We start from the raw sequence: 15,585 nt of genomic DNA, 5'->3' as shown, positions 1-15,585 counted from the left end.
CTCAAATGGCGAAACGAATCGCGCCATTATAGGGGAAGCCGCTTTTCAATGACCTCCCTTTAATGGCCTGCTGTTTTTGAGAACAGCTGAATGACCACAACTCCCGCCACGATCAGCCCCATGCCGGCGATGGCGGGCAGGTCGAGTTTCTGGCCATAAATGAACAGTGCAGCGATGCTCACCATGACGATGCCCATGCCGGCCCAGACCGCGTAGGCCACGCCCACCGGAATGCTGCGCACCACTAGCGTGAGCATCCAGAACGCCACTGCGTAGCCGAGGATCACCAGCAGCAGCGGCAGCGGCGTGCTCAGACCTTTGACGGCTTTCATGGAAACGGTGGCGATGACTTCGGCGCAGATGGCGATGGCGAGCAGGTAGTAGGCGGACATGATGAAACTCCTCTTCAATGCTGCGGATTCTAGCGATTGCCCAGATGGGGTAAAGTCATTACCCATCTCTCTGGAAGATAGGTTGCGTGGCCATGCAATGGAACCTCGAACAGATCAGGCTATTTGTCAGTGTCGCCGATCAGCGCTCGTTTTCAGCGGTGGCGCGGGACTCCCGGCGTGCGCAATCCGCCGTGAGCAATGCGATTGCCCTGCTCGAGACCGACCTCGGGGTGAGCCTGTTCGATCGCAGCAGCGGGCGTCAGCCGCGTCTGACGGAAGCGGGCGGTGCGTTGCTCGAAGAGGCGCGAGAGCTGTTGCGCCAGTGCGAGCGCCTCGACGGCCGGGCGCTGGCGTTGATGCGCGGGCAGGAGGCGCGGCTGCGGCTCGCACACGACGAGGCCATGCCTTACCAGCCTGTACTCGACAGTCTGGAGGCTCTCGATGAGCGCTTCCCCAGTGTCGAAGTGCAACTGGCCAGCGGCGCTCAGGGTGATGTTGCGCGCAAGCTGCTGGAGCGGCGTGCCGACCTTGGTCTGCTTTTTCATCACGAACAGATGCCTGAAGCCCTCGAACGGCGGGTGCTGGGCAGTGTGGAGATGGTGACTGTTTGCGCAGTCGATCATCCGCTGGCCAGCGAACCGCTGATTACCCGTCAGCAACTGGCGCGGCATCGGCAATTGCTTATCGCACCGCAGCAAAGTGGTTATCCCGGCGGCGAACAGTTGAGCCCGCAGGTGTGGCGGGCCGACAGCTTCTACGTCATGGCCGAGCTGTTGATGCGAGGTCTGGGCTGGGCCTGGCTGCCTCGGCACGTGGTGCAATACCCGACCTACCAGAACCAGATGATCGAGTTGAGCAGCGAGTGGACGCCCCCGGCGCTGGTGGTTGAAATGGTCTGGCGCCGTGACGAACCATTGGGGCCGGCAGCACGTTGGTTGGCCGAGTGTTTCACTCATCATTTGAAGGCCATTGGCTGATAAACTCCGCGCCCATGAATAGAACCCTCTATACCGTCCTGTTTCACCTTGGCCTGCCTCTGATTGCACTGCGTCTGTGGCTTCGCGCTCGTAAGGCGCCTGCTTACGCGCAACGTATCGGTGAGCGTTTTGCCCGTGGACTGCCGCCGATGCAGCGTGGCGGCATCTGGGTTCACGCGGTTTCGGTGGGGGAGAGCATCGCCGCCGCGCCGATGATTCGGGCCTTGCTGGCACGCTATCCACAGCTGCCGATCACCATCACTTGCATGACGCCCACCGGTTCGGAGCGCATCCAGTCGATGTTCGCCAACGAGCCGCGCGTTCAGCACTGCTATCTGCCGTATGACTTTCCGTGGGCAGCCGGGCGTTTTCTCGATCACATCCAGCCCAAAATCGGAGTGATCATGGAAACGGAGCTGTGGCCCAATCACATTCATCAGTGTGCGAAACGTGGCATCGCGACGGTTCTTGCGAATGCGCGACTGTCAGAGCGTTCCGCACGGGGTTACGGACGCTTCGCCGGGCTCACCCGACCGATGCTGGCTGAAATGAGCCTGATCGCGGTGCAAACCGAAACCGAAGCACAGCGTTTTCGTGACTTGGGCGCCCGCCCGGCGTGCGTGACCGTGACGGGTTCGATCAAGTTTGACCTCACCATTGACCCGCAATTGCTGGCGCGCGCAGCGCAGCAACGCGAAGCGTGGCAGACCGCGCAACGTCCGGTGTGGATTGCTGCGAGCACTCACGCGGGCGAAGACGAGGTCGTGTTGTCTGCTCACCGCGAGCTGTTGACCAGCCATCCTGATGCGCTGTTGATTCTGGTGCCGCGTCATCCCGAACGCTTCGACAGCGTGTTCGAATTGAGCCGGCAGCAAGGATTCAACAGCGTTCGCCGTTCGAGGGCGGAACCCGTGGTCAGCGAAACGTCCGTCCTGGTCGGCGACACCATGGGTGAGCTGCTGTACCTCTACGCTCTGGCCGATATCGCGTTCGTCGGCGGCAGCCTGGTGCCCAACGGCGGGCACAACCTGCTGGAGCCGGCCGCGCTGGACAAGCCGGTGCTGAGCGGCCCGCACCTGTTTAACTTTCTGGAAATCGCCGCGATGCTGCGCAGTGCCGGGGCGTTGGAAGAGGTCAGTGATTCGGCAGGATTGGCGGCTGCGGTGCAGCGGCTTATCGAGCAGCCAGAGCAAGCGCAGGCCATGGCTGATGCTGGGCTGGCGGTCATGAAGGCCAATCAGGGCGCGTTGCAGAAGTTGCTGGACGGGATTGGTCGGTTGATTGATGCCTGACCCGGTCGTCCGAATGTAGGAATAACCTGTGGGAGCGAATTTATTCGCGATGCGGTTGTACAGCCAATAGACATCTATCGCCTGTACGGCCCCCTCGCGAATGAATTCGCTCCCACAGGGCGCTGCGTGTTTTCCAGCAGTATCGTCTTACCGCTCAGTCGGCCGCTCGAAATTCTTCGCCGCTTCCTTCGCCAAGTCCGGCGGCAAGAAATCTTTGTCCGGGTTGTAGTCGGGTTTGAGGTAACGCGAAAGGTCCTGCAGATCCCCAGGACTCAACGTCCCGGCGGCTTGCTTCAAGCGCAGGTTGTCGAGGATGTAGTCGTACCGGGTGTTGTTGTAATCACGCACCGACGCATACAGCTGGCGCTGAGCATCCAGTACATCGACGATGTTGCGAGTCCCCACCTGGTAACCGATTTCCGTGGCTTCCAGCGCACTCTGGTTCGAGATGATCGACTGTTTGCGCGCCTGGACCTGTTCGACGTCGGTGTTCACCGCGCGATGCAGGTTTCGCGTGTTTTCCACCACCTGGCGACGCAGGCCTTCGCGCTGTTGCTCGGTCTGGCCCAGGCGGGCGTAGGCTTCGCGCACTTGCGAGCTGGTCAGGCCGCCGCTGTAGATCGGAATGTTCACCTGCAAGCCAATGGTGCGTTGCTCGACGCTGCCGTGGAAACTCTGCCCGGTGTAGTTCGGGTTGGTGAAGCCCAACGGGTCGTTGTCGCCTTTTTCGTATTGAGCCACCGCATCGACCGTGGGCGCATGCCCGGCCTTGCGCTGGCGCAGGGTTTCTTCGGCGGCGCTGACGGCGTAATTGCTGGCCAGCAGATTCAGGTTCTGCTGAGCGGCCGTGTCGACCCACGACTTGGCGTCATTGGGCGAGGGCGCGAGTACGGGCAGCGTGTGCACGATGCCTTCAATGGAGTTGTACTCGCGGTTGGTCAGGGTCACCAGGGCCTGAAAGGCGTCGTCAACCTGACGCTTGGCGACAATCCGCGCGGCGCGCGCCGTGTCGTAGCTGGCCTGCGCCTGAAGCACGTCGGTCTTGTCCGAGAGGCCGACGTCGAAGCGTTCGTTGGCCTGATCCAGCTGACGCTTGAACGCGGCTTCTTCGGCTTTGGTCGAGGCCAGGTTGTCCTGCGCGCGCAGGACCGAAAAGTAATCCTCGGCACTCTGCAAAATCAGATTCTGTTCCGTGGCCGAGAGCTGCAGCATGGCCTGCTCGTTCACGTCCTTGGCGGCCTTGAGCTGGAACCAGCGGTCGGCGCGGAAGATCGGCTGGCTCAACGTTGCGCGATACACCGTGCCACTGCGATTGATGACCGCAGACGGCTCGTCGATTTTGGTGCGCGTATTGTTCACATCAGCGCCGCCAGAGATGTTCGGCAGCAGGCCGGCGCGGGCCTGGGGAACGATTTCCTTCTGGGCGTCATAGCTGGCGCGGGCCGCGGCCAGATCTGCGTTGTTGTTTACCGCTTCCTGATAGACGCTGACCAGCCCGGTTTTGGTCGGCAGCGGCATGTCGGCTGCTCCGGCCATTGCACTCGAAGCACACGATACGGCAATGGCCAGTGAAAGTTTGCGCAGCATAGACATTCCCTAGTAATAGTTGTCGCCAGAACAAGTCCAGACGCCTTTGGCGCCGCGTAGCGAGTGTAGTTCCAGAAGATTGCCGCAACAATCGGGTAAAGCGGCCATTTAACGCGCGTTTGAATTCCGCGCTTGGCGTTTGCCCTGCCGCGCGACTAGACTGACGCCGTTCTTGTCGGGGTGCCTTGATATGAGGCTGAGATCGGATAATCCGGATCCCGTTGAACCTGATCAGGTTAGCGCCTGCGTAGGGAACAAGATTTCTCGTCTCCCGGCGAGTCCTCTTGAGTGTCGTCCGGGGTCGTCATTGTTCATTTTCTGAACAGCCCTCGTTATTCGATTCTCAGCATCCGTGTCGTCTCAGGGTGCCTCCGTCCGTTCGAATCAGGCTCAAGCTCCGACAATCCATTGCGCCGCAATATGATGTCTGGAGAGCCCGTGATGAGCACAAGACTAAAAAACGCCAATCTGAGTGAGTCCGCCCAGGTCGATTCGGGGTCGGTTCAGCCGTTCACCCGCTCGCAGAAAATCTACGTTCAGGGCTCCCGTCCTGACATCCGCGTGCCCATGCGAGAGATCAGTCTGGACGTCACGCCTACCGGTTTCTCAGGAGCAAATAGCGACGGCGAGATTAATGCGCCGGTTTGCGTGTACGACACCTCAGGGCCCTACACCGATCCCAACGTCGTCATCGATGTGCGCAAAGGCTTGGGCGATGTCCGCTCGGCATGGATCGAATCTCGTGGCGATACCGAGCGTCTCGACGGTCTGAGTTCCAACTTTGGTCAGCAGCGCCTGGCCGATGCCGAACTGACCAAGCTGCGTTTCGCCCATGTGCGCAACCCGCGTCGGGCCAAGGCCGGTGCGAACGTCAGCCAGATGCACTATGCGCGTCAGGGCATCATCACCGCCGAGATGGAATACGTCGCCATCCGCGAGAACATGAAGCTGCAAGAGGCCCGCGCCGCCGGCCTGTTGACGCAGCAGCACGGCGGTCACAGCTTCGGCGCGAGCATTCCGAAAGAGATCACCCCTGAGTTCGTGCGCGAGGAAATTGCCCGCGGCCGCGCGATCATTCCAGCCAACATCAACCACGTTGAGCTGGAGCCGATGATCATCGGCCGTAACTTCCTGGTGAAGATCAATGGCAACATCGGCAACAGTGCGCTGGGTTCGTCCATCGAAGAAGAAGTGGCCAAGCTGACGTGGGGCATTCGCTGGGGTTCTGACACCGTGATGGACTTGTCCACCGGCAAACACATTCACGAAACCCGCGAGTGGATCATCCGCAACTCGCCGGTGCCGATCGGCACCGTGCCGATTTATCAGGCGCTGGAGAAGGTCGGCGGTGTGGCCGAGGACCTGACGTGGGAGCTGTTCCGCGACACGCTGATCGAGCAAGCGGAGCAGGGCGTCGACTACTTCACCATTCACGCTGGCGTGCTGCTGCGCTACGTGCCGCTGACCGCCAAGCGCGTCACCGGGATCGTCAGCCGGGGCGGCTCGATCATGGCCAAGTGGTGCCTGGCGCACCACAAGGAAAACTTCCTCTACACGCACTTCGACGAAATCTGCGAAATCATGAAGGCCTACGACGTCAGTTTCTCGCTGGGTGACGGCTTGCGTCCGGGCTCGATTGCCGACGCCAACGACGAAGCGCAATTCGGCGAGCTGGAAACCCTTGGCGAACTGACCAAGATCGCCTGGAAGCACGACGTGCAATGCATGATCGAAGGCCCCGGCCATGTGCCGATGCAGTTGATCAAAGAGAATATGGACAAGCAGCTGGAGTGCTGTGACGAGGCGCCGTTCTACACCCTCGGCCCGCTGACCACCGACATCGCACCGGGTTACGACCACATCACCTCGGGCATCGGGGCGGCCATGATCGGCTGGTTCGGGTGCGCGATGCTGTGCTACGTGACGCCGAAGGAACACTTGGGTCTGCCCAATAAGGATGACGTGAAGACCGGGATCATTACGTACAAGATCGCGGCCCACGCCGCTGACCTGGCGAAAGGGCATCCGGGCGCGCAGATTCGCGACAATGCCTTGAGCAAGGCGCGCTTCGAGTTCCGCTGGGAAGACCAGTTCAACCTTGGTCTGGACCCGGACACGGCACGTGCCTACCACGACGAAACCCTGCCGAAGGACTCGGCCAAGGTCGCGCATTTCTGCTCGATGTGCGGGCCGAAATTCTGCTCGATGAAGATTACCCAGGAAGTCCGCGACTACGCGGCCAACCAGAAGATCGAGGCGGTGGACCTGTCTGTGGCCGAGGGCATGCGTGAGCAGGCCGAGCGGTTCAAGCAGGAAGGCAGTCAGCTTTACAAGAAGGTTTAAGGCCTGACGATTGATCGTTCCCACGCTCTGCGGGGTAATGCCTTTGGTGACGCTCCGCGTCACAGGGGACGCGGAGCGTCCGGGCATGCATTCCAACGCGGAGCGTGGGAACGATCATCAGGCGGATTCCCCGTAAATAACTAAAAATGTTCCTCCGAGATAACAACGTGAACACACCCGGCACTTACTCACCTGATATCCCCGTCCCCGCCAGCAAGCGGGTCTTTGGCGGGCGCGATCTGTTTTCCCTGTGGTTCTCCCTCGGCATCGGCCTGATGGTCCTGCAGACCGGCGCGCTGCTGGCGCAGGGGCTGGGCATGTCCGGCTCGATGCTGGCGATCTTCCTCGGCACGCTGGTGGGCGTTCTGCTGCTCGCGGCGGTTGGCGTGATCGGCAGCGACACGGGCCTTTCGTCCATGGCCGCGCTCAAACTCAGCCTGGGCAGCAAGGGCGCGGCGCTGCCTGCGATTCTCAACCTGCTGCAACTGGTGGGCTGGGGTTCATTCGAAATCATCGTCATGCGTGACGCGGCCAGTCTGCTCGGCGCGGGTGCGTTTTCAGCCTCCAGCCTATGGGCCAACCCGCTGCTCTGGACGTTGATCTTCGGCGCGCTCGCCACCCTGCTCGCCGTCAGCGGACCGCTCACCTTCGTGCGGCAGATTTTGCGCAAGTGGGGCATCTGGTTGTTGCTCGCCGCGTGCGTCTGGCTGACCTGGAACCTGTTCGCCAAAGCCGACCTGTCGGCGTTGTGGGCGCGCGCCGGAGACGGTTCGCTGCCGTTCGCCGTCGGTTTCGACATCGCCATCGCCATGCCGCTCTCCTGGTTGCCGCTGATTGCCGACTATTCCCGATTCGGCAAGCGCGCAACCGGCGTCTTCGGTGGCACCGTGCTGGGCTTTTTCCTGGGCAACTTCTGGTTGATGACACTGGGCGTCGCCTACACCCTGGCGTTCGCGCCAAGCGGTGAGGCGAATGCGTTGTTGCTGGCGCTGGCCGGCGCGGGCATGGGCATTCCGTTGCTATTGATCCTGCTCGACGAATCGGAAAACGCATTCGCCGACATTCACTCGGCAGCGGTCTCCAGCGGGATTCTGTTGAAAGCCAAGGTCGAGCATCTGGCGTTGGCCATCGGCATTCTCTGCACGCTGATCGCCTGTTTCGCGCCATTGGCGCAATACCAGAATTTCCTGCTGCTGATCGGTTCGGTGTTTGCGCCGCTGTTCGGCGTGGTGCTGGTGGATCACTTCATCCTGCGTCGTCGCAGCCATGGCGCCGCGACAGTGGGATTACGCTGGATGACCTTGCTGGCCTGGGTGGGCGGCATCGCCACCTACCACGTGCTTGCGAATCTGTACCCGAACGTCGGTGCAACACTGCCGGCCCTCATCGTGGCCGGCGTGTTGCAACTGGTGTTGAGTAAAGCGATCAGCTCCGGCCGGGGAACAGTTCCGGCTTGATGATGCCGTTGAGCTGAGGGTAAGGAATCTTCAGCTCGATGTGGCCCATGGCGTAGGGGGCGATCGTGGTGACCGGGTATTTCAGGATCACTGCACCGTACGTCAGGGCGACGTTGGAAGTTCGCTTGAATGGCCACATCTTCTGAAACTCGGTGTCCTTGTCCAGCTTGGTGCTGATCTGCCAGGCCTGATGCGCGAGTTCGGCTTTGTCCCAGAACGCCGCTTCCTGGCCCGGCACCAGCATGTCGCTCAGTGTCAGGACGCGTTGTTGCTGGCGGGAGTAGTTGATGAAGGCGCGGCCCGGATTGCCGTGGGCACCGCCGGTGTCCAGATAGCTCGACAGCTCGACCACCACGATACCGTCATGCTGCTCGCGTACTTTTGCCTGCAGATAGCTGCTGTTGCGTGGCTGGGCGCGGCTCAGGAATTGCTCTTGATAATCCTTGAGCGTCGGCGGTACCGGGCCGTCGGTATCGCTGCGCGTCAGTTGCAGCAGGGTCCGCTGGGTGATGGCGTCCAGTTTCGGCTCGTCCGGGAAGTGCACGGTGTCGATGTTCACCAGCGGGCAGTCGTCGGTGCTGCAGCCGGGTTTGACCAATTCGGATGCGTCGCGCTGAACGGTCAGCGGACTGCGATAATTGGGCTGGAAAAGGCTCTGGCAGGCGCCCAGTATCAGGGCCAGGCAGGCCAGTGAAATGATCTTCAGAAACGACATGTTGATCCTTGGCGTTGGCATAAAGGGCCATCACTGAGCAGTAACGGCAACCAGCTTCGACTACGTGTGGCGCAATCAGTTCGCCACTGGACGGATTAGAGTGCCTTTCGCTTGCCCTCGTCTACCCTGAGTGCCTGTTTTGCCCGAACGAGGGGCTGCATCCCGCGTGTTGGCACGTTAGGATGGCGCGAAGACTCAAGTGCTCAGCAGTGAGAAATGTATGACCGACACGACTAAATCGACGCCGACGAAGCACGAGATCACCCACCGTGAAACCTGCTTCAAGGGGTTCTATCAGCTGGACCGTCTGCACCTGCGCCACGAGCTGTTCGACGGCGGCATGAGCCCGGAAATCAAGCGCGAACTGTTCGTGCGTCACGACGCTGTCTGCGTTCTGCCCTACGACGCCCGGCGAGACGAAGTGGTGTTGATCGAGCAGTTCCGTGTTGGCGTGATCGGCAAGCATTCCAACCCGTGGCTGATCGAAATGGTCGCCGGCCTGATCGACAAAAAAGAGGAGCCTGAAGAGGTTGCTCACCGCGAAGGAGAGGAGGAAGCTGGGCTTGTCTTCAGCGCGTTGTGGCCGATTACCAAATACTTTCCGTCGCCCGGTGGCAGTAACGAATTCGTTCATTTGTACCTGGGTAAATGTGAAAGCGAGGGGGCTGGTGGGTTGCACGGGCTGGAGGAAGAGGCCGAGGACATCCGTGTGTCGGTCTGGTCATTCGATGACGCGATGCAAGCCGTGAAAGACGGACGCATTGTCAACGCGGCAGCTATCATCGCAATACAGTGGCTGGCGCTTAATCGCGCCGAAATCAGGGGGCTGTGGTCGTGAATCTTCTGCGCGAGCGCTACCGTGTCGACCTTGCCGGGCTGCAAGCAGCCTGTGAGGCGAACTACGCGCGCTTGATGCGTTTGTTGCCTGACATGCGCAATGAACAACGTTCCCGCCGGGTGGCCGTCACCCAAGGCGATCAGATGCTGGGCGTGCTGGCGGTCGAAGTGATTCTCGACTGTCCGTACACCACCACGCTGCAAGTGCGCCAGGAACACAGCCTGCCATGGCTGCCGGTGCCCGTGCTGGAAGTACAGGTTTATCATGACGCTCGCATGGCGGAAGTCATCGGCGCCGAACACGCTCGGCGTTTCCGCGGCATCTACCCGTACCCCAATGCCGATATGCATCAACCGGATGAAAAGGCCCAGCTCAATCTCTTCCTGGGGGAATGGTTGAGTCACTGCCTGGCGTGCGGGCATGAGTTTGAGTCGGTGCGCTGAAGTTGTAGGGCTTTTCCAGTTAGCTTGACTCTCAAGTCTTCCCGCCTTGTAGGCTGTTTCTGAAAGTTGTGTTGCGATGTTTTTTGGCTTTATTTTTTAGCTTTCCTAAAGCTAGGTTTGCACGATCTTTTCTTTGAGGTCGTGCTCATGGCTTATCTTGGAACTCATCTTTATTCCTGTCATGCAATTCCGTTTGACTGGAATGACACTTGGCTAGTGGTTGTGAGTGGTGACGGGATGAATTTTTGTGGCCATGCTTTACTAAAGGCTGGTTATCACTACTTTCATGTTCATGGTTGGAATCGGCCCTTTCACCTCACTGAAGCGGGTTACCAACGATATTCGAAAGAGGGAGGGAAGACTGAACTTTTCAGGCGCAGGGTCCACATTCCCAATCCCGAAGGTGCTCAAAGAAAAATTGAATCGCTAAGTGCCAATATATGGTATTGGCTTGCTATTCCCAGTAATTGCGTGAGTTATGTAGAAGATATTTTCCTGGCGGGTGGGGCGGAGGATTCGATCTTTAGTAACTGCCCCGCGAGGTGGGAATGAAACTAATAAAACTAATCGTCTATGGTGTCGTTATAGGCGCGGTCGTCAATTTTTTCTTCGAGATTTTCTTTGTTCCGCCCGGTGAGCCAGCGTCGGCGCTCGCTACCGGATCTGTATTCTTGACGGGCTTTCTTTTGGGCGCATCAATATCGCGTTACGTCTCATGGGGCTGGTCATTGGGAGGCGTAGGCGGGATGTCGGCAGGGTTGATTGGTCCTACACCCCTGATGTTCTTTTTTCCTGATACCAGCTATGAAAAAGTCTTACCTTGGCTTTTTCTAAGTGGAGCAATCGGCTTTCCCCTTGGTGGTTACTACGCCGACAAAATGTTCCGGAGGATAAGCAATTATTGGCGTGCTCGAAGTCCCGGGCGTGATAACTGAGAGCTGCCGCTCACTTCGGCATTTGCCCGTCGGCGCTCCAGCCACCATAATCCGGCCAGACCTGCTCAAGGAGATGGCCATTGCCGAGCACACCTCTGAATTCGTCCTCCGTCCTGGTGGTGCAACTGTCGGACAGTCACCTGTTTGCTGAAGCGGACGGCAAGCTCTTGGGCATGGCCACGCGCGACAGCCTGAACGCCGTCGTTGATCGGGTGCTGGCCGAGCAGCCGGACATCGACCTGGTGCTCGCCACCGGCGATTTGTCCCAGGATGGCTCCATCGAGTCGTATCAGGCGTTTCGTGAGTCGAGTGAACGCCTGTCCGCGCCCAAACGCTGGCTGCCTGGCAACCATGACGAACTTCGGGAAATGGCGATTGCCGCTCAGCAGAGTGACTTTCTTGAGCCTGTCGTGGACGTCGGAAACTGGCGTATCACGATGCTGGACTCTGCCGTTTCAGGCTCGGTGCCGGGTTATCTCGAAGACAAACAACTGCAACTGCTTGCCCAGGCATTGAGCGAAGCCCCGCAACGTCATCATTTGGTTTGCCTGCATCATCATCCGGTCCCCATTGGCGCGGCATGGATGGAGCCGATCGGGCTGCGTAACCCCGAGGCGCTGTTCTCGGTGCTGGAACGTTTTCCACACGCCCGGGCGCTGCTCTGGGGCCATGTGCATCAGGAATACGACCAGCAACGTGACGGCTTGAGGTTGATGGCGTCGCCGTCCACCTGCATTCAGTTCGCGCCCAATAGTGAGGATTTCAGGCTCGACGCGCTGGCGCCGGGTTATCGCTGGTTGCGGCTGCACGATGACGGCCGTGTCGAAACGGGCGTCTCGCGGATTGACCCCAGTCTGTTCGAGGTCGACCTCAGCGGTGCCGGTTATTAATGGAAATGCTTCGAGCCCCCAGCGGTTGATCAACAAACGAGTTTTCCCCCGGTTGTCCCTGTAAACTGCGTGGCTTTGCGTGTTGATGCGCTGCTTCTGGAGATAACCGCGTGAACCAGGATCACCCGACGCTTCTTTATATACACGGTTTGAACAGCTCGGCGATGTCGAAAAAAGCCACACAGCTGGCTGAACTGATGAAAACCCTGGGGTTGAGCGAGCAGTTGCGAGTGCCAGAGCTGCACCATCATCCGCGTCAGGCGTTGGCGCAACTGGAGAGCGCCATCGAGGAACTGGGCGGTCGGCCACTGCTGGTCGGCAGCTCGCTCGGCGGCTACTATGCGACTCACCTGGCTGAGCGGCATGGCCTGAAGGCGGTGCTGATCAATCCTGCAGTCAATCCGCATCAGTTGTTCGACGGTTTTCTGGGCACCCAACAAAACCTGTATACCGGCGAACGCTGGGAGCTGACGCATGATCACGTAGACGCGCTGGCTGAGCTTGAAGTGCCCGCCCCACAGGATCCGCAGCGCATCCAGGTGTGGTTGCAGACCGGTGACGAGACGCTGGATTACCGGCGCGCCCAAGCGTTTTACCGGGCCTGCGCCCTGCGCATCGAAGGTGGCGGTGATCACAGCTTTCAGGGTTTTATCTCGAAGCTGCCTGCCTTGCTGAGCTTTGCCGGTTTCGCCCCGGCGCTTTTGCAGGCGATCGACGTGTCGGCGCTGTGAATAACGCGTCCGGACCGAGCTTTTGCTGAAACAAACATGTAGAACAGTGTCACTCCGAAATTTCATGAACGACTTGATGACGAGACCCCATGGCCAATCCCAGCGCTAGCTCTTATAACGCAGACGCCATCGAAGTCCTCTCGGGCCTCGACCCGGTCCGCAAGCGGCCGGGCATGTACACCGACACCACGCGGCCGAACCACCTCGCCCAGGAAGTCATCGACAACAGCGTCGACGAAGCCCTGGCCGGCCACGCCAGATCGGTTCAGGTAATCCTCCACGCCGACAACTCCCTGGAAGTGGCCGATGACGGCCGCGGCATGCCGGTGGACATTCACCCGGAAGAGGGCGTGTCGGGCGTCGAGCTGATCCTCACCAAGCTTCACGCGGGCGGTAAGTTTTCCAACAAGAACTACCAGTTTTCCGGCGGTCTGCACGGCGTGGGGATTTCCGTGGTCAACGCGCTCTCGACCCAGGTGCGGGTGCGGGTCAAGCGTGATGGCAACGAATACGAAATGACCTTTGCCGACGGCTTCAAGGCCAGCGAACTGGCGGTCGTCGGCACGGTAGGCAAGCGCAACACCGGCACCAGCGTGTATTTCGCGCCGGACCCCAAGTACTTCGACAGCCCGAAGTTTTCCGTCAGTCGCCTCAAGCACGTCCTGAAAGCCAAAGCCGTTTTGTGTCCCGGGTTGCTGGTCAGCTTCGAAGACAAAAGCACCGGCGAGAAAGTCGAGTGGCATTACGAAGACGGCCTGCGCTCGTACCTGCAGGATTCGGTCACTGACTTCCTTCGCCTGCCGGACGAGCCCTTCTGTGGCGCATTCGCGGGCAACAAAGAAGCGGTTGACTGGGCGTTGCTATGGCTGCCGGAAGGCGGCGACAGCGTTCAGGAAAGCTACGTCAACCTGATCCCGACCGCGCAGGGCGGCACGCACGTCAACGGCTTGCGTCAGGGCCTGCTCGATGCAATGCGCGAATTCTGCGAGTTCCGCAACCTGCTGCCGCGCGGCGTCAAGCTGGCGCCGGAAGACGTCTGGGAGCGCATCGCGTTCGTGCTGTCGATGAAGATGCAGGAGCCGCAGTTCTCCGGCCAGACCAAGGAGCGACTGTCATCCCGCGAAGCGGCGGCGTTCGTCTCCGGCGTGGTCAAAGACGCTTTCAGCCTGTGGCTCAACGCGCACCCGGAAATGGGCATGCAGCTGGCCGAACTGGCAATCAACAACGCCGGTCGTCGTCTCAAGGCGAGCAAGAAGGTCGAACGCAAGCGCATCACCCAGGGCCCTGCATTGCCGGGCAAACTGGCGGATTGCGCGGGGCAGGACCCGATGCGCGCCGAACTGTTTCTGGTCGAGGGTGATTCCGCAGGCGGTTCCGCCAAACAGGCGCGAGACAAAGAATTCCAGGCCATCCTGCCGCTGCGCGGGAAGATTCTGAACACCTGGGAAGTCGACGGCGGCGAAGTGCTCGCCAGTCAGGAAGTGCACAACATCGCGGTCGCAATCGGTGTCGATCCGGGCGCAGCGGATATGAGCCAGCTGCGTTACGGCAAGATCTGCATCCTCGCCGACGCCGACTCCGACGGCCTGCACATCGCGACGCTGTTGTGCGCTTTGTTCGTCCAGCATTTCCGCCCTCTGGTCGATGCTGGCCACGTTTACGTCGCAATGCCGCCGCTGTATCGCATCGACTTGGGCAAAGAGATCTATTACGCCCTCGACGAGGCCGAGCGTGATGGCATTCTTGATCGCCTGGTCGCCGAGAAGAAGCGCGGCAAGCCACAGGTCACCCGATTCAAAGGCCTGGGTGAAATGAACCCGCCGCAGTTGCGTGAAACCACCATGGACCCGAACACCCGTCGTCTGGTCCAGCTGACGCTGGATGATTTCGAAGCGACCTCGGAGATGATGGACATGCTGCTGGCCAAAAAGCGCGCGGGCGACCGCAAGACCTGGCTTGAGTCCAAGGGCAACCTCGCCGAGGTGCTGGTTTGATGCGAGGCGGATTGGCCGCGTTGTTGCTGGTCGCCACTCCCGTCTTCGCTGCGCCGCTGCCGGAGCTCAAGCTGCTTTCCGAGCACCCGGTCGACGACATGATTGGCGGAAACCTGTCCGGTCTGGCGTCGTGTAACGGTGTGCTGTGGACGGTGTCGGACCGCGACGACACGTTGCTGTACAGCCTCGATACCTCAGCGACCGTCTGGAAGGCCCGGGCGCAGGTCCTCGATATTCCGCCGATTCCCGACAGCGGCTTATCACCGACGCTGCGCGCCATGGCCAAGGCGTCCGCACTGGTTCGTGGTGGCGATCTGGATTTCGAAGGGGTGAGCTGTGATGCGGCCGGTAATCGCTATCTGGTGAGCGAGGCCTACGCGACGGTGCTGAAGGTCCCGGTCAATGGCGCGCCAAGCTGGCTGGAGCTGCCGAAAAAGGTGGTTCAGGAGGCGCAATCCGCCGGCATGCTGCAGCACTTCAATGCGATTTTCGAAGGCATTGCCGTCAGTCCTGTAGGGGACCGGTTGTGGCTGGCCGCAGAGCGTGAGAAACGCGGGCTGTTGACCGCGCATCTGGGCAAGGACGGTTGGGCCTGCGATGCCAGTTGCATTCTGCGGGTGGAGTCGGGCACTGACGTCTTGCCTCCGCAGTTGGGGGGCAAGTCGGTCGCCAAGGATTTTTCCGACATCTCGCTGTACAAGGGCAAGCTGTTCACCCTTGAACGCGCGGCGTATCGCATCTGTCGGCGCACCCTGGAAACCGGTCAGTTGGAAACCTGCTGGTCGTTTGCCAAGGAAGCACTGCAACCCAACCGGCTTTACGATCAGAAATACGGCCTGACCGAAGCCCTGATCGTGGACGACAAGGGCGCCTGGGTCGGAACCGACAACAATTTCGGTGTCCGCGCCGATGGTGAAAAGCGGCCCATTGTGTGGCGCTTTGCCGCGCCTGAAGGTGGCTGGAGTGCGAAGCCTTGACTCAGGCGCTTCCC

14 protein-coding genes and 1 riboswitch are annotated in these 15,585 nt (G+C 60.2%); of the genes, 11 read left to right on the top strand and 3 right to left on the bottom strand.

The annotated features are described in order from the left end of the window. Positions 1–59: 59 nt before the first annotated feature. Positions 60–392, bottom strand: a complete 333-nt coding sequence (locus AB4N84_RS07875; protein ID WP_460045860.1) for a DMT family transporter — start codon at positions 390–392, stop codon at positions 60–62. 92 nt (positions 393–484) lie between these two features. Here AB4N84_RS07875 and AB4N84_RS07870 point away from each other — a divergent pair, with 92 nt between their 5' ends. After that, positions 485–1,369 (top strand): LysR family transcriptional regulator, encoded by an 885-nt coding sequence (locus AB4N84_RS07870; RefSeq protein WP_167362040.1) that lies wholly within the window; start codon positions 485–487, stop codon positions 1,367–1,369. Between the two features lie 14 nt (positions 1,370–1,383). Further along, positions 1,384–2,661 (top strand): lipid IV(A) 3-deoxy-D-manno-octulosonic acid transferase, encoded by a 1,278-nt coding sequence (gene waaA, locus AB4N84_RS07865; protein ID WP_460045859.1) that lies wholly within the window; start codon positions 1,384–1,386, stop codon positions 2,659–2,661. 147 nt (positions 2,662–2,808) lie between these two features. Here the strand turns inward: waaA and AB4N84_RS07860 are convergent, their stop codons facing one another. Beyond that, the gene (locus AB4N84_RS07860; protein WP_460045858.1) at positions 2,809–4,248 is read right to left on the bottom strand and encodes a TolC family outer membrane protein; all 1,440 of its coding nucleotides are present in this window, start codon (positions 4,246–4,248) and stop codon (positions 2,809–2,811) included. Between the two features lie 166 nt (positions 4,249–4,414). Next, positions 4,415–4,519: riboswitch (TPP riboswitch) on the top strand. Positions 4,520–4,689: 170 nt separating this feature from the next. Between AB4N84_RS07860 and thiC the strand changes: the two genes are divergently transcribed. Continuing rightward, positions 4,690–6,591, top strand: a complete 1,902-nt coding sequence (gene thiC / locus AB4N84_RS07855) for a phosphomethylpyrimidine synthase ThiC (RefSeq protein WP_460045857.1) — start codon at positions 4,690–4,692, stop codon at positions 6,589–6,591. A gap of 167 nt (positions 6,592–6,758) precedes the next feature. Then, the gene (gene cytX / locus AB4N84_RS07850) at positions 6,759–8,048 is read left to right on the top strand and encodes a putative hydroxymethylpyrimidine transporter CytX (RefSeq protein WP_460045856.1); all 1,290 of its coding nucleotides are present in this window, start codon (positions 6,759–6,761) and stop codon (positions 8,046–8,048) included. Here the strand turns inward: cytX and AB4N84_RS07845 are convergent. Beyond that, positions 8,017–8,763 (bottom strand): RsiV family protein, encoded by a 747-nt coding sequence (locus AB4N84_RS07845; protein ID WP_074751777.1) that lies wholly within the window; start codon positions 8,761–8,763, stop codon positions 8,017–8,019. The genes cytX and AB4N84_RS07845 overlap by 32 nt on opposite strands. A gap of 220 nt (positions 8,764–8,983) precedes the next feature. Here AB4N84_RS07845 and AB4N84_RS07840 point away from each other — a divergent pair, with 220 nt between their 5' ends. The 7 genes from AB4N84_RS07840 to AB4N84_RS07810 all read left to right on the top strand — a co-directional run bounded on the left by AB4N84_RS07840 (position 8,984) and on the right by AB4N84_RS07810 (position 15,571). Then, the gene (locus AB4N84_RS07840; RefSeq protein ID WP_074751779.1) at positions 8,984–9,601 is read left to right on the top strand and encodes an NUDIX domain-containing protein; all 618 of its coding nucleotides are present in this window, start codon (positions 8,984–8,986) and stop codon (positions 9,599–9,601) included. Next, positions 9,592–10,044, top strand: coding sequence for a DUF1249 domain-containing protein (locus AB4N84_RS07835; RefSeq protein WP_074751781.1), 453 nt, complete (start codon positions 9,592–9,594; stop codon positions 10,042–10,044). Before AB4N84_RS07840 ends, AB4N84_RS07835 begins: the two co-directional genes overlap by 10 nt. Positions 10,045–10,592: 548 nt before the next feature. Further along, a complete protein-coding gene (locus AB4N84_RS07830; RefSeq protein ID WP_074751783.1) occupies positions 10,593–10,979 on the top strand; it encodes a hypothetical protein in 387 nt (128 codons plus the stop codon). A gap of 80 nt (positions 10,980–11,059) precedes the next feature. Continuing rightward, a complete protein-coding gene (gene cpdA, locus AB4N84_RS07825) occupies positions 11,060–11,869 on the top strand; it encodes a 3',5'-cyclic-AMP phosphodiesterase (RefSeq protein WP_460045855.1) in 810 nt (269 codons plus the stop codon). Positions 11,870–12,033: 164 nt separating this feature from the next. After that, a complete protein-coding gene (locus tag AB4N84_RS07820) occupies positions 12,034–12,600 on the top strand; it encodes a YqiA/YcfP family alpha/beta fold hydrolase (protein WP_074752168.1) in 567 nt (188 codons plus the stop codon). Between the two features lie 89 nt (positions 12,601–12,689). Continuing rightward, positions 12,690–14,594 carry a DNA topoisomerase IV subunit B gene (parE, locus tag AB4N84_RS07815; RefSeq protein ID WP_074751787.1) on the top strand — a complete coding sequence of 635 codons (1,905 nt, stop codon included), beginning with the start codon at positions 12,690–12,692 and terminating at the stop codon, positions 14,592–14,594. After that, positions 14,594–15,571: an esterase-like activity of phytase family protein gene (locus AB4N84_RS07810; protein ID WP_460045854.1), complete on the top strand. Its 978-nt coding sequence runs from the start codon at positions 14,594–14,596 to the stop codon at positions 15,569–15,571. Before parE ends, AB4N84_RS07810 begins: the two co-directional genes overlap by 1 nt. Positions 15,572–15,585 lie beyond the last annotated feature (14 nt).

This window comes from Pseudomonas sp. S2_H01 (genome assembly GCF_054668305.1).
This window is presented reverse-complemented; position numbering and strand designations above follow the sequence as displayed.

Coding starts and splice junctions, on each gene's coding strand:
- AB4N84_RS07875 (WP_460045860.1), bottom strand. CDS start 392: ATGTCCGCCTACTACCTGCTCGCCATCGCCATCTGCGCCGAAGTCATC.
- parE (WP_074751787.1), top strand. CDS start 12,690: ATGGCCAATCCCAGCGCTAGCTCTTATAACGCAGACGCCATCGAAGTC.
- AB4N84_RS07830 (WP_074751783.1), top strand. CDS start 10,593: ATGAAACTAATAAAACTAATCGTCTATGGTGTCGTTATAGGCGCGGTC.
- AB4N84_RS07820 (WP_074752168.1), top strand. CDS start 12,034: ATGTCGAAAAAAGCCACACAGCTGGCTGAACTGATGAAAACCCTGGGG.
- waaA (WP_460045859.1), top strand. CDS start 1,384: ATGAATAGAACCCTCTATACCGTCCTGTTTCACCTTGGCCTGCCTCTG.
- AB4N84_RS07810 (WP_460045854.1), top strand. CDS start 14,594: ATGCGAGGCGGATTGGCCGCGTTGTTGCTGGTCGCCACTCCCGTCTTC.
- AB4N84_RS07845 (WP_074751777.1), bottom strand. CDS start 8,763: ATGTCGTTTCTGAAGATCATTTCACTGGCCTGCCTGGCCCTGATACTG.
- AB4N84_RS07840 (WP_074751779.1), top strand. CDS start 8,984: ATGACCGACACGACTAAATCGACGCCGACGAAGCACGAGATCACCCAC.
- thiC (WP_460045857.1), top strand. CDS start 4,690: ATGAGCACAAGACTAAAAAACGCCAATCTGAGTGAGTCCGCCCAGGTC.
- AB4N84_RS07860 (WP_460045858.1), bottom strand. CDS start 4,248: ATGCTGCGCAAACTTTCACTGGCCATTGCCGTATCGTGTGCTTCGAGT.
- AB4N84_RS07870 (WP_167362040.1), top strand. CDS start 485: ATGCAATGGAACCTCGAACAGATCAGGCTATTTGTCAGTGTCGCCGAT.